14 protein-coding genes are annotated in these 17,330 nt (G+C 70.7%); 7 read left to right on the forward strand and 7 right to left on the reverse strand.

Annotation, left to right across the window (positions count from 1 at the left end; translation table 11 throughout):
* Nucleotides 1-78: 78 nt before the first annotated feature.
* Nucleotides 79-879, forward strand: a complete 801-nt coding sequence (locus AB0Q90_RS21890) for a helix-turn-helix transcriptional regulator (protein WP_363159796.1) — start codon at nt 79-81, stop codon at nt 877-879.
* On the opposite strand, the gene AB0Q90_RS21895 is transcribed toward AB0Q90_RS21890, so the two are convergent.
* Nucleotides 861-1,286 (reverse strand): hypothetical protein, encoded by a 426-nt coding sequence (locus AB0Q90_RS21895; RefSeq protein WP_363159795.1) that lies wholly within the window; start codon nt 1,284-1,286, stop codon nt 861-863. The genes AB0Q90_RS21890 and AB0Q90_RS21895 overlap by 19 nt on opposite strands.
* 237 nt (nt 1,287-1,523) lie before the next feature.
* On the opposite strand from AB0Q90_RS21895, the gene AB0Q90_RS21900 reads away from it, so the two are divergent.
* The 6 genes from AB0Q90_RS21900 (at nt 1,524) to narI (ending at nt 9,780) form a co-directional block, all read left to right on the forward strand.
* Nucleotides 1,524-2,387: a helix-turn-helix transcriptional regulator gene (locus tag AB0Q90_RS21900; RefSeq protein WP_363159794.1), complete on the forward strand. Its 864-nt coding sequence runs from the start codon at nt 1,524-1,526 to the stop codon at nt 2,385-2,387.
* Between the two features lie 37 nt (nt 2,388-2,424).
* Entirely contained in the window at nt 2,425-3,225 is an 801-nt protein-coding gene (locus AB0Q90_RS21905; RefSeq protein ID WP_363159793.1) for an SAM-dependent methyltransferase, read from the forward strand.
* A 78-nt stretch (nt 3,226-3,303) separates the two neighbouring features.
* On the forward strand, nt 3,304-6,972 hold the full coding sequence (locus tag AB0Q90_RS21910; RefSeq protein WP_363159792.1) for a nitrate reductase subunit alpha: 3,669 nt from the start codon (nt 3,304-3,306) through the stop codon (nt 6,970-6,972).
* On the forward strand, nt 6,972-8,567 hold the full coding sequence (gene narH, locus AB0Q90_RS21915) for a nitrate reductase subunit beta (protein WP_363159791.1): 1,596 nt from the start codon (nt 6,972-6,974) through the stop codon (nt 8,565-8,567). The genes AB0Q90_RS21910 and narH overlap by 1 nt, the downstream gene beginning before the upstream one ends.
* Nucleotides 8,567-9,061: a nitrate reductase molybdenum cofactor assembly chaperone gene (gene narJ, locus AB0Q90_RS21920; RefSeq protein ID WP_363159790.1), complete on the forward strand. Its 495-nt coding sequence runs from the start codon at nt 8,567-8,569 to the stop codon at nt 9,059-9,061. Before narH ends, narJ begins: the two co-directional genes overlap by 1 nt.
* A complete protein-coding gene (gene narI / locus AB0Q90_RS21925) occupies nt 9,058-9,780 on the forward strand; it encodes a respiratory nitrate reductase subunit gamma (RefSeq protein ID WP_363159789.1) in 723 nt (240 codons plus the stop codon). Before narJ ends, narI begins: the two co-directional genes overlap by 4 nt.
* Here narI and dnaK read toward each other — a convergent pair.
* The 6 genes from dnaK to AB0Q90_RS21955 form a co-directional block, all read right to left on the reverse strand.
* Nucleotides 9,777-11,633 carry a molecular chaperone DnaK gene (gene dnaK, locus AB0Q90_RS21930; protein ID WP_363159788.1) on the reverse strand — a complete coding sequence of 619 codons (1,857 nt, stop codon included), beginning with the start codon at nt 11,631-11,633 and terminating at the stop codon, nt 9,777-9,779. The two genes, narI and dnaK, sit on opposite strands and share 4 nt — an antisense overlap.
* Before the next feature lie 90 nt (nt 11,634-11,723).
* Nucleotides 11,724-12,473 carry a glycerophosphodiester phosphodiesterase family protein gene (locus AB0Q90_RS21935; protein ID WP_363159787.1) on the reverse strand — a complete coding sequence of 250 codons (750 nt, stop codon included), beginning with the start codon at nt 12,471-12,473 and terminating at the stop codon, nt 11,724-11,726.
* 6 nt (nt 12,474-12,479) lie between these two features.
* Nucleotides 12,480-13,862 carry a CorA family divalent cation transporter gene (locus tag AB0Q90_RS21940; RefSeq protein ID WP_365733489.1) on the reverse strand — a complete coding sequence of 461 codons (1,383 nt, stop codon included), beginning with the start codon at nt 13,860-13,862 and terminating at the stop codon, nt 12,480-12,482.
* 124 nt (nt 13,863-13,986) lie between these two features.
* Nucleotides 13,987-14,415 (reverse strand): OsmC family peroxiredoxin, encoded by a 429-nt coding sequence (locus AB0Q90_RS21945; RefSeq protein WP_363158326.1) that lies wholly within the window; start codon nt 14,413-14,415, stop codon nt 13,987-13,989.
* A 64-nt stretch (nt 14,416-14,479) separates the two neighbouring features.
* Nucleotides 14,480-16,213 carry a hypothetical protein gene (locus AB0Q90_RS21950; protein ID WP_363158683.1) on the reverse strand — a complete coding sequence of 578 codons (1,734 nt, stop codon included), beginning with the start codon at nt 16,211-16,213 and terminating at the stop codon, nt 14,480-14,482.
* 53 nt (nt 16,214-16,266) lie between these two features.
* Nucleotides 16,267-17,328, reverse strand: coding sequence for a MoxR family ATPase (locus AB0Q90_RS21955; RefSeq protein ID WP_363158327.1), 1,062 nt, complete (start codon nt 17,326-17,328; stop codon nt 16,267-16,269).
* Nucleotides 17,329-17,330: the final 2 nt, after the last annotated feature.

Raw genomic sequence — 17,330 nt, forward strand, 5'->3', positions numbered from 1 at the left:
GCCACAGAAGAAGGGCCGAAGCCCTGGTCAGAAGGGTCGCTTCCGCTGCGTGCCGGTTCGTCGTCTACGGTCTCTCGTATGACCATCACTGCCACCGACCGGGGCGTCGGCCCGCTGCTGCGCGCCTGGCGGGTGCAACGGCGGGTCAGCCAGCTGGAGCTGGCCCTGCGCGCCGACTCCTCCGCCCGGCACATCAGCTTCATCGAGACGGGCCGCTCCCGGCCCAGCGAGGAGATGGTGCTGCGGCTCGCCGAGCACCTCGACATCCCGGTGCGGGAGCGCAACGCCCTGCTCCTGGCGGCCGGTTACGCCCCGCACTACCCGGAGACCCCGCTGGACGACCCGGCGCTGGGCGCGTTGCGCGAGGGCATGGAGCGGCTGATCCAGGGCTACGAGCCCTACCCGGCGCTGGTCGTCGACGCCATGTACAACGTGATGGCCGCCAACCGGGGCATCCTGATGATGCTCGAAGGCGTTCCCGAGCATCTGCTCGCGCCCCCGCTGAACGCGATGCGGCTGACCCTGCACCCGGAGGGCATCGCGCCCCGCATCCGCAACCTGCGTGAGTGGCGCGGCCATCTGCTCGCCCAGATGGAGCGGCAGATCGCGCTGTACCGCTCCGACGAACTGCGGGAGCTGTACGAGGAGGTGGCGGCGTATCCGGTGCCAAAGGACGCGCCCGGCACCGAACCGGACGAGCCCGTCCCGTACTTCGCGCTGCCGATGCAGATCGAGCACGAGGGCCGGACGCTGTCGTTCATCTCCTCGATCTCCACGTTCAACACGCCGATGGACGTGACCGTCGCCGAGCTGGCCATCGAGACGTTCCTCCCGGCCGACCCGGCGACGGTCAAGTACCTTCAGTCGCTGCTGCCCTGACGCCCCTTCAGCGCCGCGTACTGGAGCACCGCGAACCCGGCCACGGTGGTCGCCTGCAGCACGGTCCACACCGCACCCGCCGTGGTCGGCGTCAGCCACACCGCCAGCGCCACCAGGCTCAGCGCGGCCCAGGCGAAGTTGGCCTCGACGACCGCACGCACCGGGAAGGCGGCGGGCCGGGCACGGGAGGCGAGCCAGCCCACCCCGGCGGCGAACACCGCCAGGAACACGCCGAGTTCGAGCAGCAGCGTCGAGTCGACGCCGAGCAGGTCTCCCAACGGTCCGGAAGCGGCGAGGTAGGCCAGGGCGTTACCACCGGTCACGACCGCGTCCAGGGCCAGGAAGCGGCGCAGCGCGGTCTGCGGGTCGGTGGTCCGGGCGAGCGCGGCAAGCTGGGTCGCGGACATGACGAATCACCCTCCGTAGGGTCGGAAGTCGAGCGGCTGTGGGACCCGGGTCCCGGATCGGAGTGCGCCGACCCGGAACCCGGTGACTCAACGATGTCGCGTCCGCCCGGCAGGGTCGATTACCTCCCGGGTAATGCCGGGCCCGACAGTGGCGAGCGCCTCACCGCCGACCTCGTGAGACCGGAACCGGAACATGGCAGACTGCACGGGTACTTCGGCGCGTAGGGGAGGCGTGGCGTGAGTGAGCGGCGGCCTGCGCCCACTGTGGGCCAGGTGGTGCTCGGCAAGCGGCTCCAGGAGCTGCGGGAGGCGGCCGGACTGGGGCGTGACGAGGCAGCCCGGGTGCTGCGCGTGGCCTCGGCGACCGTACGGCGGATGGAAATGGCCGAGGTCGCGCTGAAAATCCCGTATGTGCAGGTGCTGTTGGAGACGTACGGCGTGCCCGAGGACGAGGCCGCCGCGTTCGTCTCGCTGGCCGAGGAGGCGAACCAGCCGGGCTGGTGGCAGCGGTTCCACGACGTGCTGCCGGACTGGTTCAGCCTGTATGTGAGCCTGGAGGGCGCCGCCCGGATCATCCGCTCCTACGAACCGCACTTCGTGCCCGGTCTGCTCCAGACCGAGGAGTACGCCCGTGCCGTGCTGGAGGCGGGCACGATCGGGCAGACCGGGCCGGAGACGATCGAGCGCCATGTGTCCCTGCGCATGGAGCGGCAGCGGCTGCTGGAGCGGCCGGACCGGCCCCACCTGTGGGTGATCATGGACGAAACGGTACTGCGGCGGCCGGTGAGCGTCCACGGCGCGGTGATGCGCGAGCAGTTGGACAAGCTGCTGGAGTTCGCCGAGCGGGACCGGGTCACGCTCCAGATAGCCGAGTTCACCGGCGGCCCGCATCCGGGGACGTACGCGCCGTTCACGCTGTTCCGGTTCGCCGAGCCGGAGCTGCCGGACATGGTGTTCACCGAGTATCTGACCGGCGCGCTCTACCTGGACTCCCGTACCGAGGTCGCGGCCCATCTGGAGGTCCTGGACCACATGTCCACGGGGGCCGCCTCGGCCGAGCGCACCAAGAAGCTCCTGCGAAAGCGCCGCGAGGATTTCTGAGCCTCCCGTACTTCCAGTCCCAAGGAGAAGACACCGTATGACCGGATCCGACGCCGCGCCCCTCCGTATCGACACGAGCAGGCCGCATCCGGCCCGGGTCTACGACTGGTGGCTGGGCGGCAAGGACAACTACCCGGTGGACGAGGAGCTGGCCCGCAGGATCCTGGCCGTGGACGGCACCGTCCTGCGTGGGGCGCGGGCAAACCGCCGGTTCATGCACCGGGCGACCCGGGCCGCCGCCGAGGCGGGGATACGCCAGTTCCTGGACATCGGCACGGGCATCCCGACCGAGCCCAACCTGCACCAGGTCGCGCAGCAGGTCGCCCCCGAGGCGAAGGTGGTGTACGCCGACAACGACCCCATCGTGCTGCGGCACGCCGAGGCGCTGCTGCACAGCTCCGCCGAGGGCAGCACGCGGTATCTGCACGCGGACGTCCGCGACCCGGAGGCGATCCTGGCGCAGGCGGCCGGGTCCCTGGACTTCGCACGGCCGGTCGCCCTGTCGCTGGTGGCGCTCACCCACTACCTGGGCGACGAGGTCCACGGCCTGCTGAAGCGGTACGTCGAGGCCCTCGCCCCCGGCAGCTTCCTGGTGCTCTCCCAGGTCACCCCGGATCTCAACCCCGAGGCCATCGAGAAGGCCGCCGAGAACTTCCGGCGCAGCGGCACCCCCTTCCACCCGCGCTCCCTCGCCGAGTTCTCAAGCTTCTTCGAGGGGCTGGAGCTCCTGGGCCCGGGCGTGATCCCGGTCTCGGGGTGGCGGCCGGAGCCCGAGGACGTGGCGGCCCAGGCGGAGGGCATCGTCCCGGTGTACGCGGGGGTCGCCCGCAAGCCCTGACCCGTACGGGTGCCCTGAACAGGTGTGTTCCCTTGCTCAGCCCTAGCTTCGAAGGCACGGGCAAGCAAGGGAGCGCACGTGACCGACACGCAGACACCGCCCACCGAGCCGGGCGCCGCGCTGCTGCGGGTCGGCCGGTTCTTCCGGCCCGGCACGCCCGCGCCGGACCTGCACAGCATCGGGCTGGTGGGCGGCCGGGAGGCGGACGCCTTCTACCGGGACCGCTGGAGCCACGACAAGGTCGTGAACTCCACGCACGGCGTGAACTGCACGGGATCGTGCCGCTGGAAGGTGTATGTCAAGGACGGCATCATCACCTGGGAGACCCAGCAGACGGACTATCCGAGTGTGGGCCCCGACCGCCCGGAGTACGAGCCGCGCGGCTGCCCGCGCGGCGCCGCCTTCTCCTGGTACACGTACTCGCCGACCCGGGTGCGCTACCCGTATGTGCGCGGGGTGCTGCTGGACCTGTACCGGGAGGCGAAGGGCCGGCTGAAGGACCCGGTGCTGGCCTGGGCCGACATCCAGAACGACCCGGAGCGGCGCCGCCGTTACCAGCGGGCGCGCGGCAAGGGCGGCCTGGTGCGGGCGACTTGGGACGAGGCGGTGGAGCTCGTCGCCGCCGCCCACGTCCACACGATCAGGGCGTACGGCCCCGACCGCATCGCCGGGTTCTCCCCCATCCCCGCGATGTCGATGGTGTCGCACGCGGCGGGCGCCCGCTTCCACTCCCTGATCGGCGCCCCGATGCTGTCGTTCTACGACTGGTACGCCGACCTGCCCGTGGCGTCCCCACAGGTGTTCGGCGACCAGACGGACGTACCGGAGTCGGGCGACTGGTGGGACGCGGCGTATCTGATGATGTGGGGCTCGAACGTCCCCGTCACCCGCACCCCGGACGCGCACTGGATGGCGGAGGCCCGCTACCGCGGCCAGAAGGTGGTCGTGGTCGCGCCGGACTACGCGGACAACGCCAAGTTCGCCGACGAGTGGCTGCATCCGCACCCCGGCACCGACGGCGCCCTCGCGCTGGCGATGGGGCACGTCGTGCTGAAGGAGTTCTTCGTCGACCGTGAGACTCCGTTCTTCGCGGACTACGTACGGAAGTTCACCGATCTGCCGTTCCTGGTGACGCTCACCGAGCGGGACGGCGGGTACGTGCCCGGCAAGTTCCTGCGCGCCGCCGACCTGGGACAGGACGGCGAGGGAGCGGAGTGGAAGACGGTCGTCCTGGACGAGGTGACCGGCCGCGCGGTCGTCCCGAACGGCTCCCTCGGCTTCCGCTGGACCGAGTCCGGCAAGGGCAACTGGAACCTGGAACTCGGCAATGTGAAACCGCAGTTGAGCCTGCACGGCAGCCCGGTCGCGGCCGGTGTGGAGGTCCTGCTCCCCCGCTTCGACCACACGGACGGCCACGGAGACGTCCTGCGCCGGGGTGTCCCCGCGACCCGGATGGGCGGTGCGGACGGGCCGCTGGTGACGACGGTCCACGACCTCCTGCTCGCCCAGTACGGAGTGTCCCGGCAAGGTCTCCCGGGCGCCTGGCCCACCTCCTACGAGGACGCGGACGCGCCCGGCACACCCGCCTGGCAGGAGGTGCACACCTCCGTCCCGGCGGCCAAGTGCGTGAAGATCGCCCGGGAGTTCGCGCGGACCGCCGAGCGCTCCAAGGGCCGCTGCATGATCCTGATGGGCGCCGGCACCAACCACTGGTTCCACTCCGAGACGATCTACCGCGCCTTCCTCGCCCTGCTCCAGCTCACCGGCTGCCAGGGCCGCAACGGCGGCGGCTGGGCGCACTACGTCGGCCAGGAGAAGTGCCGTCCGGTGACCGGCTGGGCCACCCTCGCGGCCGGATCCGACTGGTCGCGCCCGCCGCGCCAGATGATCGGCACCGCGTACTGGTTCCTCAACACCGATCAGTGGCGCTACGACCGGTTCACCGCCGATGTGCTGGCCTCGCCACTGGGCGAGGGCCGGTTCGAGGGCATGACGGGCGCGGACTGTCTCGCGCTGTCGGCGCGGTCGGGCTGGATGCCGTCGTATCCGACCTTCGACCGCAATCCGCTGGAGCTGGGCGAGGTCTTCGGCGATCCGGTGGCGAAGACGGTGGCCGAACTGCGGGCGGGCACGCTGAAGTTCGCCTGCGAGGACCCGGACGCGCCGGAGAACTGGCCGCGGGTGCTGACCCTGTGGCGGGCCAATCTGCTGGGCTCGTCGGCGAAGGGCGCCGAGTACTTCACCCGGCATCTGCTGGGCACGCAGTCCTCGCTGAGCGCCGAGGAGGCCTCGCCCGGGGAACGGCCGCGCGATGTGACCTGGCGGGCGGAGGCGCCCGAGGGCAAGCTCGACCTGCTGCTGTCGCTGGACTTCCGGCAGACGTCCTCCACGCTGCTCTCCGACGTCGTCCTGCCGGCCGCGACCTGGTACGAGAAGCACGATCTGTCCAGCACGGACATGCACCCCTACGTGCACTCCTTCACCCCGGCCGTCGACCCGCCGTGGCAGGCGCGCACCGACTTCGACACCTTCAAGGCGCTCGCCGAGAAGCTGAGCGAGCTGGCCGTCGGCCACCTCGGGGTGCGCAAGGACCTGGTGGCCTCGCCGCTCCAGCACGACACCCCGGGCGAGACCGCCCAGCCGGGCGGTGTGGTGCGGGACTGGAAGCGCGGGGAGTGCGATCCGGTGCCCGGGAAGACCATGCCGAACCTGACCGTCGTGGAGCGGGACTACACGAAGATCGGCGCCAAGTTCAGCGCGCTCGGCCCGCTGGTCGAGCAACTCGGCCTGCCCGCCAAGGGGATCGCACTCAGGCCCGACGAGGAGGTCGAGCACCTGCGGCAGCTCAATGGCGTCGCGTTCGACGGCCGGCCCGCCCTGGACACGGCGGTGAAGGCCGCGAACACGATCCTCGCCCTGTCCGGCACCACCAACGGCCGGCTGGCGACCCAGGGTTTCCACGCGCTGGAGGCCCGCACCGGGCAGGAGATGGCCCACCTCGCCGCCGAGCACGAGGGCAAGCGCATCACGTACGCGGACACGCAGGCCGCGCCGGTGCCGGTGATCACCTCGCCGGAGTGGTCGGGCAGCGAGTCGGGCGGGCGCCGCTACACGGCGTTCACGCTCAACACCGAGCACCTCAAGCCCTGGCACACGCTCACCGGACGCCAGCACTTCTTCCTGGACCACGACTGGATCCACGAGCTGGGCGAGGCGCTCCCGGTGTACCGGCCGCCCCTGGACATGAACCGGCTGTTCGGCGAGCCTCGCCTCGGCCCGGACGGCTCCCGGGAAGTGACGGTCCGTTACCTCACCCCGCACAACAAGTGGTCCATCCACTCCGAGTACCAGGACAACCTGTTCATGCTGGCCCTGTCCCGCGGCGGCCAGAACATCTGGATGTCCCCGCAGGACGCGGAGGCGATCGGCGTCGTCGACAACGACTGGATCGAGGCGGTCAACCGCAACGGCGTCGTCGTCGCCCGCGCGGTCGTCTCGCACCGGATGCCGGCCGGCACGGTCTACATGCACCACGCGCAGGAGCGCACGGTCGCCGTCCCGAAGACGGAGACCACCGGCCTGCGCGGCGGCATCCACAACTCGCTCACCCGTCTGATCCTCAAGCCGTCCCATCTCATCGGCGGCTACGCCCAGTTGTCCTGGGCGTTCAACTACCTGGGCCCGACGGGCAACCAGCGCGACGAGGTGACGGTGATCCGCCGCCGCAGCCAGGAGGTCCAGTACTGATGCGTCCGATGGCCCAGATCGCGATGGTCATGAACCTCGACAAGTGCATCGGCTGCCACACCTGTTCGGTCACCTGCAAGCAGGCGTGGACCAACCGGCAGGGCACGGAGTACGTCTGGTTCAACAACGTCGAGACCCGGCCCGGCCAGGGCTACCCGCGCCGCTACGAGGACCAGGAGCGCTGGCGCGGCGGCTGGGAGCTGAACAAGCGGGGCGCGCTGAAGCTGAAGGCGGGCGGCCGGCTGCGCAAGCTCGTCGGGATCTTCTCCAACCCCCAACTCCCCGAGATCAAGGACTACTACGAGCCCTGGACGTACGACTACAAGAACCTCACCGACGCCCCGCTCGGCGACGACTACCCCGTCGCCCGGCCCGTCTCGCAGCTCGACGGCAAGCCGATGAAGATCGAGTGGTCGTCGAACTGGGACGACAACCTCGCGGGCGCCCCGGCCTACGGCGACCTCGACCCGATGGTGGAGCGCACCCGCCAACAAACCTCGGACAAGGTGAGGTTCGAGTTCGAGCAGACCTTCATGTTCTATCTGCCGCGCATCTGCGAGCACTGCCTCAACCCGAGCTGTGTGGCGTCCTGTCCGTCGGGCGCAATGTACAAGCGGGCCGAGGACGGGATCGTGCTGGTCGACCAGGACCACTGCCGGGGCTGGCGGATGTGCGTGACGGGATGCCCGTACAAGAAGGTGTACTTCAACCATCGCACCGGCAAGGCGGAGAAGTGCACGCTGTGCTATCCGCGCATCGAGGTCGGCCTGCCGACGGTCTGCTCGGAGACCTGTGTCGGGCGGCTGCGGTATCTCGGGGTGGTGCTGTACGACGCCGACAAGGTGACGGCCGCCGCGTCCGTGAAGGACGACAAGGCCCTGTACGAGGCGCAGTTGGGTGTCTTTCTCGACCCCGAGGACGTGGAGGTGCGCAGGGCGGCCGAGGCGGCGGGAATCCCGCACGACTGGCTGGAGGCGGCCCGCCGCTCCCCCGTTCACACGCTGATCAGCAAGTACCGGGTGGCACTCCCGCTGCACCCGGAGTACCGCACCATGCCGATGGTCTGGTACATCCCGCCGCTGTCGCCGGTGGTGGACGCGCTGTCGGAGACCGGGCACGACGGCGAGGACGCGGGGAACCTGTTCGGCGCGATCGACACGCTGCGCATCCCGCTGGAGTACCTGGCGGAGGTGTTCACCGCCGGTGACACCGGCCCGGTGCGGGCCTCGCTGGAGAAGCTCGCCGCGATGCGCTCCCACATGCGGGCGCTGAACCTCGGCGAGGAGCCGGATCCCTCGGTCCCGGCCGCCGTGGGCATGAAGCCCGACGAGATCGAGCAGATGTACCGGCTGCTCGCCATCGCCAAGTACGAGGACCGGTATGTGATCCCGACGGCCGCCGTGGGCGACGCGCGACGGCTGGAGGAGTCCGCGCTGCCGCAGGAGTGCAGCCTCGACTACGAAGGCGGGCCGGGCGCGGGCGGCGACGGGCCGTTCGGCCAGGACTCGGGCCGCAAGCTGCTGCCGGTGGTGTCGGTGGAGAACTTCCATGTGCTGCGCAGGCGGCAGACCTCGGACGACGCGGAGGAGACCTGATGCCCTCGGACGCGGTGCTGTACCAGGCGGCGGCGCTCTGCCTGACCTACCCCGACGACGACTTCCGGGCCCGGCTGCCGCTGCTGCGCGAAGCGGCCCCGCAGCTACGGGAGTTCACCGACCATGCGGCGGTGACCGACGCCCGGGAGCTGGCCGCGCACTATGTGCAGGTCTTCGACTTCAAGAACCGGCACAGCCTGTACCTGAGCTGGTGGCACGACGGCGACACCCGGCGGCGCGGGATGTCACTGGTCCGCTTCAAGGACGTCTACCGGGCGCACGGCCTGGAGTTCAGCGGCGAGGAGCTGCCCGACTTCCTGCCGGCGGTGCTGGAGTTCGCGGCCCGCACCGGAAACACGGACCTGCTCACCGAGCACCGCGACGGCCTGGAGCAACTCCGCTCCCGGCTCACCGACTTCGGCACGCCGTACGCGTCCGTACTCGACGCCGTGTGCGCCACCCTGCCGACCGCACGCACAGGGGTGCACCGATGACCACCCTCCTCTGGGGCATCCTGCCGTACGTCACCTTCGCCCTGCTCGTCGCCGGCGTCGTCTGGCGCTACCGCTACGACAAGTTCGGCTGGACGACCCGCTCCTCCCAGGTGTACGAGTCGAAGCTGCTGAACATCGCCTCGCCCGCCTTCCACTACGGCATCCTGTTCGTGCTGGTCGGCCACATCGTGGGCCTGTTCATCCCCGAGTCCTGGACGGACGCGGTCGGCGTGAGCGAGCACACCTACCATCTGTTCTCCCTGTACGGCGGCACGGCGGCCGGCCTCCTCACGGTCGCCGGGATCCTGCTGCTGATCTACCGCCGCCGCACCCGGGCCCCCGTGTTCCGGGCGACGACGGCCAACGACAAGCTGATGTACCTCGTGCTGCTGGCGGCGATCGTGATGGGCATGGTGGCCAAGCTGAGCCATGCCTCCGGCGACGGCTACGACTACCGCCACACGATCGCCCCCTGGTCCCGCAGCCTGTTCACGCTCAGCCCGGACACCGATCTGATGACCGGTGTGCCGGTGCTGTACCAGGTCCACGCGGTGATCGGCATGGCGTTGATCGCGCTGGTGCCGTACACCCGCCTGGTGCACATGTTCAGTGCGCCGGTGCAGTACCTGTTCCGGCCGTACGTGGTCTACCGCAGCCGGGACCCGAGGCAGCTGGGCCCGCGGCCGGAGCGGCGGGGCTGGGAGCGGGCCGGGTCCTAGGCGGCGCCGCCCTTCTGCTCCTTGTCCTCGTCGACGATCTCCGCGTCCACCACGCCTTCGTCGTCCTGCGGTGACGTGTGTTCCTGCGCCGGCGCCTGCTGCTGGGCCTGCGCGTACATCGCCTGGCCCATCCGCTGGCTGACGGTGGCGAGTTTCTCGACGCCCGCGCGCAACTCGGCCGTCTCGGCGTTGTGTTCCAGGAGCTGCTTGAGGTCCGAGATCGCCGCGTCCACCTCGGACTTGGTGTCGGCGGGCACCTTGTCCTCGTTGTCGCGGACGAACTTCTCGGTCTGGTAGACGAGTTGTTCGGCCTGGTTGCGGGTCTCCGCGGCCTCGCGGCGTTTGCGGTCCTCCTCCGCGTACTGTTCCGCCTCCCGCATCATGCGGTCGATGTCGTCCTTGGGGAGGGCCGAGCCGCCGGTGACGGTCATCTTCTGCTCGCGGCCGGTGGCCAGGTCCTTCGCGGAGACGTGCATGATCCCGTTGGCGTCGATGTCGAAGGCGACCTCGATCTGCGGGATGCCGCGCGGGGCGGGCGGAAGGCCGGTGAGGTCGAAGACGCCGAGCTTCTTGTTGTAGGCGGCGATCTCGCGTTCGCCCTGGTAGACCTGGATGCCGACCGAGGGCTGGTTGTCGGTGGCGGTGGTGAAGATCTCCGAACGCCGGGTGGGAATGGTCGTGTTGCGCTCGATGAGCTTCGTCATGATGCCGCCCTTGGTCTCGATGCCGAGGGACAGCGGGGTGACGTCCAGGAGCAGTACGTCCTTGACGTCGCCGCGGATGACGCCCGCCTGGAGGGTCGCGCCGACGGCCACGACCTCGTCGGGGTTGACGCCCTTGTGCGGGTCCTTGCCGGTGAGCTCCTTGACCAGGTCGGTCACGGCGGGCATCCGGGTCGAGCCGCCGACGAGGATCACGTGGTCGACGGCGGCGAGCTTGATACCGGCGTCCTTGACCGCCTGGTGGAAGGGGGTCTTGCAGCGGTCGAGGAGATCGGCGGTGAGCTCCTGGAACTGGGCGCGGGTCATCTTCTCGTCGAGGTGCAGCGGGCCCTCGGCGGAGGCCGTGATGTAGGGGAGGTTGATCGTCGTCTCCGAGGACGAGGACAGCTCGATCTTGGCCTTCTCGGCGCCCTCCCGCAGCCGCTGCACCGCCATCTTGTCGTTGCCGAGGTCGATGCCGTACTGGCCCTTGAACTTCTTCACCAGGTACTCGACGACCCGCTGGTCCCAGTCGTCGCCGCCGAGGTGCGTGTCGCCGTTGGTGGCCTTGACCTCGATGACGCCGTCGCCGATCTCCAGCAGGGAGACGTCGAAGGTGCCGCCGCCGAGGTCGAAGACGAGGACGGTCTGCTCCTCCCCCCGGTCCAGGCCGTAGGCGAGGGCGGCGGCCGTCGGCTCGTTGATGATCCGCAGCACCTTCAGGCCGGCGATCTCGCCGGCCTCCTTGGTCGCCTGCCGCTGGGCGTCGTCGAAGTACGCGGGGACGGTGATCACGGCGTCGGTGACGTCCTCGCCGAGGTAGGACTCGGCGTCCCGCTTCAGCTTCTGCAGCACCCGCGCCGACAGCTCCTGGGCGCGGTAGCGGGTGCCGTCGACGGAGCCCTCCTGCGGGAAGCGCCAGCCGCCGTCCCCCATGTGGCGCTTGACCGAGCGGGCCGTGCGCTCGACGTTCGTCACCGCCTGCCGCTTGGCCACCTCGCCGACGAGCACCTCGCTGTTCTTGGCGAAGGCCACCACCGACGGGGTGGTCCTGGCCCCCTCCGCATTGGCGACGACGGTGGGTTCGCCGCCCTCCAGGACGGCCACCACCGAGTTAGTGGTCCCCAGATCGATACCGACCGCGCGTCCCATCGCTGTCCCCTTCCGCCAGGGCACTTCCCGGACTCCAGCACAAAACTTGAGTGCGCTCTTGTCAATGGTGCGGGGTACCCCGGCGGAGGCTCAGCGAAGCGCGCGCTCGGGCTCCCTCGGCTCGCCGCGCAGGGCCACCGCCCGTCGAGGCCGGTCGGTGATCAGCACGTCCACCCGGGGATGGTTCAGGAACGTCTGCATCAGTGTGTCGTCGTTGACCGTCCACACCATGCTGAACAGGCCGTGCCGGGTGGCCTCGCGCAGCACGCTCGCCCGCGCGAGCTGCTGGTGCACGGCGACCCCGGTGGCGCCGCAGGCGCGCACCCGGCGCATGGGCAGCAGCTCGCTCAGCCGGGTCCAGGGCAGCCGCGCCCAGCCGATCTCCGTGCGGTTGCGGCCCAGGGACAGCGCGGTGCGCACCCCGGGGAAGGCGGAGGAGATCGCGGCGATGGAACGGTCCTCCAGGGTGGTGGCGACGAAGCCGTCCTCGCCGAGCAGGGCGACGGCCCGGTCGATCACCTCGCGCTCGTAGCCAATCTCCTTCAGGTCCAGGTGGCCGATCAGCTTCCCGGCGATCAGCTCCATGACCTCGTCGACGACCGGCACCGCGTATCCGGCCCGCTCGCTGAGCTCGGTGTGCGAGATCCCGGACAGCAGCGGTCCCGTGTGGTCGACGCGGGCGTCGTGGTAGACGACCAGCACGTCGTCGGCGGTCCGCCGGATGTCGAACTCGACGTACTCGGCGCCGCTCAGCAGCGCGTCCTCGTACGCCTCCCAGGTGGCGGCCCCGGCGCGTTCGGAGCCTCCGCGGTGGGCGGAGACGGCGGGTCGTCGCGGCATGGTCAGTCAGCTCCCGGAGGGGGTACGAGGTGCGGGCACCGGTGCGGGTCCGCCGTCGGACGGGGTCAGCAGCGAGCCGGAGCCCCTGCCGGCCCGCCTCAGCAGGAAGTATCCGATCACGACCAGGACGACGAAGGGCAGCCAGGCCAGAGCGTACGCGGCCCCGTACCGCCCGAGGTCGAGGATGGAGCGGCCCTCGTCGACGTTGGTGGCGTTCACACCGAAGAAGGCCAGCAACAGCGTCGGCGGCAGCGCTATCAGGGTGGCCGCGGCGACGAGCGCCGAGACGATGCGGTTCTGCCGTTCGTCGCGCTCCGCGAGGGCGGCGTCCAAAGCCGCCGATCGGGCGTTGATCACCGAGGTGAGGCGCTCGACCATGCGGGCGGAGTTGTCGAGGCTGTCGCGGATGCCGAGGGAGTCGCGCAGCGAGGACTGGAAGCCCTCCATCAGCATCTCCGGGATCAGCAGGCTGTCCACGTAGGCCTCGACGCCGAAGGCCAGGTCCAGCTGGAGCTCGTTCACACCGTCCGACAGCCGTGAGATGAGGGTGCGGATCTCGGAGGGCGAGGTGGTCAGTGCCTGCTCGTTCTCCTTCATCATCGCGAAGGCCACGAGCCGGGTGCGCTGCAGGACGGCCAGCGCGGAGACCATGCCGAGGGCGACGACGACCAGGCCGTTCTCCACGTGCGGTGCCCAGCCGGCCTGGACGGAGACCCCGCGGCCGTGCGCGGACAGGGTGACGCCGTGGTTCCTGAGGTTGGGCGGCACGCTGACCGTGAGCCGGTCGGCGCCCTCGCTCGGCATCTTGCCGCGGTAGATGATGCCGTTCAGCAGGACCGACTGGCGGGTCTCGTCGCTGTGGTCGAGCAGCTCCTCGCGCAGGCTGCCGCCCGGGAAGACGAGTTGGTGCACGTTCAGACCGAAGGAGAGGGGTTCGGACAGGGCCAGCCGCCCGCCCACCACTTCCAGTAACGGCCGGTCGTCCAGCCGCAGTTGATCACGCTCGAAGCAGGTGGTGGCCAGCCAGGCGGCGACCGAGGCGGCGTCGGTGGCGCCGGCGAAGCCGCAGTCCAGCAGCAGCGTCGCGTCGCCGCGCGGGGTGGCGACGACCAGCAGCTCGCAGGAGGCGAGGGTCAGACCGTGGTCGCCGTGGGGCAGCCGCAGCCGGTCCGGGGCTATGCGCTCGGCCAGCACGGGTACGGGCAGCACCGCCTCGCCGGACTTCAGATGCGGCCTAAAGCGGCCGAACTCGAACCGGTCGACGAGTCCGCCGAGGGCCGCGCCCTCGGGGCGGATCCGGCAGCCCAGGCTGAACAACAGCAGAATGCGGGTGAGTTCCCGAGGGGCGGAGTCAAGTACCGCCGCACTGCTGGACGTTCCCGGCAACATCACAGTCCTTCCGACACTTCTGCGTCCATTTCATACCCTCGCCCGACCCCGCGAACCGACGTCGCGCAGGCCGCCCCGGGCGGGCGGCCTGCGCGACGTGTGGTGCGGCGGTGTGCCGGGCGGCTCAGGCGAGCTTCGCCGACAGCGTGATCGGTACGGCCTTCAGGGCCTGGCTGACCGGGCAGTTGGCCTTGGCGTCCTCGGCCGCGGCAGCGAACGCCTCGTCGTCGATGCCGGGCACGGTGCCCTCGACGGTGAGGTGGACGCCGGTGATGCCCTCGCCCGGCTGGAAGGTCACGTCAGCGGAGGTGACCAGCTTGGTGGGCGGGGTGCCCGCCTTGTCCAGGCCGTTGGACAGGGCCATGCAGTAGCAGCTGGAGTGGGCGGCGGCGATCAGCTCCTCGGGGCTGGTCTTGCCGTTCGCCGCCTCGGCGCGCGACGGCCACGACACCGGCTGCGCTGCGATGGCGCCGGAGGAGTCGAAGGTGACGACGCCGTTGCCCTGGAACAGGTTGCCTTCCCACACGGTGTGTGCGGAGCGCGTGGTTGCCACGATGAATCCCTTCGGTGAGGTCCCGTGTTCGGGGTCCGTGTGCCCCATCCGATCACATTCCGGCTCAGCTCACCCGGAAGACCGGCCCACGTGCGGTGAACGGCAGCCGCGCGCCCTGCGGAATCAGGTACGCGTGCTCGCGCCGCACCCGCAGGACGTCGCACCAGCCGTCGGTGATGACCAGCATCGGCGCGCCGGGCGGGAAGTCGTCGGCGCGGTGCAGCAGATCGATCCCCGGCTGGAGTTCCGTGCCGCCCCGCCCTCGCACCCGGACCCGTCCGGCGATCTCGGTGACCGGCAGATAGCCCGCGTCGTGCGGCGCCGCGTCGCAGAACACCACGCGTGCGGCCGGTACGTCACGGGCCTCGGCGTAGGAGGCGATGGCGCCGAGGGCCTTGCCGAGCAGGGTCCGGTCCATCGAGCCGGAGGTGTCCAGGACCACGCCGAAGGTGCACCGGGCGATCTCCTCCGGCGGGAAGTAGCGGCCCGCGCGCGGGATATCGGGCGTCGAGGCCTGGCGGCGCGCGGGGCGGGCGTACGTCCGTACCGGCTCCGGACGGGGCACGAACTCGTCGAACCAGCGGGCCAGTTGTGCGTCCCACGGGAGCGGCGGATGGCTGAGGGCGCGGATCTCCTCGACCAGGCCGCCGGGCAGGAATCCACGCTCCTGGCGCTGGTGCAGGTCGAGTCCGTTGGCCAGGCCGCGGCGGTAGAACTCGTCGAGGTCGACGCGGGGGCCGGGCGGGCCGAGCGGGCCGCCGAGGACGTCACCGACGCCCTTGCCGCGCAGGGTGGCCAGCCGCCGCATGCGCCGCAGGTCGCCGGCGATACGGTCGTAGACCTCCTCGGCGGACAGGCCGGACAGCTCCCGGTCGTACAGCAGCCCGTCGGGCATGGTGCCGACCTGCATCTCGCACAGCCAGCCGTTGATGACGTAGTCGCAGGCGACGTTGAACAGGTAGGGGTCGCGGGTGCCGCAGCGGTCGCCGTGGCGCAGGGCGGCGTGCAGCATCTCGTGGGCGAGGACGAACCGCCATTCCTCGTCGTCGAAGGTGCGCAGCGGGTTGATGTAGATCTCGCCGGCCTCGGTGTCGACGGCGGCCACCGAGATGCCGTGCGCGTGGACGAGTTCGAGGTCGGCGACCAGCTTGATGCCGGCCGCGATGCCGCCGAGCAGCGGGTAGGAGGAGACGAACCAGCTCAGTGCCTGCTCCCAGGGGCGCAGCCCGGCCGCCTCGCCGTCCAGGGAGTCGCGTCGGCCGCCCGCCATGTCCATCGCCGCGGACACGGTCCGGGTCAGGGCGGTGGCGAACGCCAGCTGGTGGTCCGGCGGCTGTCCGTACCAGCCGTGCCACTCGACGAGCCGCAGGTCCGGCTCGTCGCCCGCGGTGCCGCAGCGCTCGTACACGGCCGGGATGCCGTCCCGGCGCCAGCGGGCGGCGAGCCGTTCCTCGTCGCCGTCGGGGTAGGCGGCGGGCAGCCCGTCCGGGGCCCTGCCGATGCTGAAGCCGAGCAGGAAGCGGTTGACGACCACGCAGCGGGCGGCGAGGTCGCAGCGGTCGGGCTGCTCGCGCTCGCCCTTGGCCGCGGGGACATGGCCGAAGCCGAGATGGAGGACGGCGTGCGCGAGCGACCAGGCCCACACGGCCGGATCGGCCATGCGGTCCGGGTGGACGTGCAGGGTGGCGCCGGAGTCGACGCGCACGAGCCCCTCGCGCGGGGCGAGCACACAGTTCTCCTGGCGGCAGACGCTGAACTCCACGGCCGCGAGCGCCGGGTTGGCCTTCACCAGCCGCATCCCCTCGGCGAAGGCCTCCGCCGCGAGGTCCCGCTTCTTGGGCCGGGTACGGCTCACCGGCGCGCCTCCACCAGACGCGGCATGTCCCGCGCCGCCTCGACGAGGAACCACGAGGGCAGGACGGGGTTGCCGTCGGCGTCGGAGGCGATGACGGTCTGGGCGACCTCGACGGAGATCTCGGCGAGCTGCACGAGCAGCGACTTGGCGCGGTACGCGGTCTGCCGGCCGTTCGCCGACATGTGCTCCTTGCTCGCGGGCAGTTCCTTGATCAGACGGCCGCGGAACGAGTCGGCGAGGTAGTACAGCAGGTCGCGGTCCGCGATCCCGTTGGGCCAGCGGGCGTCGCCCTTGATGATCGCCTCGATGCCGAAGCGGCTGCGCACGATCTTGACGTAGCCGCAGAAGGCGGTGGCGTGGGCGGGCGTCAGCGTGCCGTGCGCGAGGACCTTCAGGGTCTGCTCGTCCAGGTCGCGGCCGAAGGAGTGCAGCGCGTCGGAGAGCATGTGCCAGGAGCGGGGCGTGGAGAACGGCTCCTCGGTCTTGGGCGGCTTGGACCACAGGTGGTCGGGCCGGTCGGTGAGATGGTCCAGCACCCACGGGTGGACGTCGTGGTTCGCGGCCCAGGTCAGCCAGTCCTTCGCGGACGCCTCCAGGTGCACATGGGCGAGGCGGTTGACGAGGGCGGAGGCGATCGGGCGGGCGAGGGCGTTGTCGGTGGCGCGGTTGCCGGCGCCGATGACGATCGAGCCCTTCGGCAGCTCGTAGTTGCCGATACGGCGGTCCAGGATCAGCGAGTAGAAGGCCTTCTGCACATCCGGCGTGGAGGCGTTCAGCTCGTCCAGGAACAGGCAGTACGGCTCGTCACGGGCGATCGTCTCGGGCGGGCAGAACACCGACCGGCCGTCCCTGATCTGCGGTACGCCGATCAGGTCCTCCGGCGCCAGCTGGGTGCCGAGCAGGCTCACGCACTCCAGCCCCAGCGACTCGGCGAACTCCCGCACCAGGGAGGACTTTCCGATGCCGGGGGCGCCCCAGACGAAGACCGGCCGCACGGTGGCGAGGCCGAGCAGGAGGTCGGGAAGACGGGCGGGGGTGACGGTGACAGCAGCCTGCAAAG

Origin of the sequence: Streptomyces sp. NPDC079141 (assembly GCF_040686775.1) — a bacterium.
Taxonomy (GTDB): Bacteria; Actinomycetota; Actinomycetes; order Streptomycetales; family Streptomycetaceae; genus Streptomyces.

Excerpts from the sequence above, each read along its gene's own strand:
- AB0Q90_RS21890 (WP_363159796.1), top strand. The coding sequence starts at position 79 with ATGACCATCACTGCCACCGACCGGGGCGTCGGCCCGCTGCTGCGCGCC.
- AB0Q90_RS21895 (WP_363159795.1), bottom strand. The coding sequence starts at position 1,286 with ATGTCCGCGACCCAGCTTGCCGCGCTCGCCCGGACCACCGACCCGCAG.
- AB0Q90_RS21905 (WP_363159793.1), top strand. The coding sequence starts at position 2,425 with ATGACCGGATCCGACGCCGCGCCCCTCCGTATCGACACGAGCAGGCCG.
- narH (WP_363159791.1), top strand. The coding sequence starts at position 6,972 with ATGCGTCCGATGGCCCAGATCGCGATGGTCATGAACCTCGACAAGTGC.
- narJ (WP_363159790.1), top strand. The coding sequence starts at position 8,567 with ATGCCCTCGGACGCGGTGCTGTACCAGGCGGCGGCGCTCTGCCTGACC.
- narI (WP_363159789.1), top strand. The coding sequence starts at position 9,058 with ATGACCACCCTCCTCTGGGGCATCCTGCCGTACGTCACCTTCGCCCTG.
- dnaK (WP_363159788.1), bottom strand. The coding sequence starts at position 11,633 with ATGGGACGCGCGGTCGGTATCGATCTGGGGACCACTAACTCGGTGGTG.
- AB0Q90_RS21935 (WP_363159787.1), bottom strand. The coding sequence starts at position 12,473 with ATGCCGCGACGACCCGCCGTCTCCGCCCACCGCGGAGGCTCCGAACGC.
- AB0Q90_RS21940 (WP_365733489.1), bottom strand. The coding sequence starts at position 13,862 with ATGTTGCCGGGAACGTCCAGCAGTGCGGCGGTACTTGACTCCGCCCCT.
- AB0Q90_RS21950 (WP_363158683.1), bottom strand. The coding sequence starts at position 16,213 with ATGCGGCTGGTGAAGGCCAACCCGGCGCTCGCGGCCGTGGAGTTCAGC.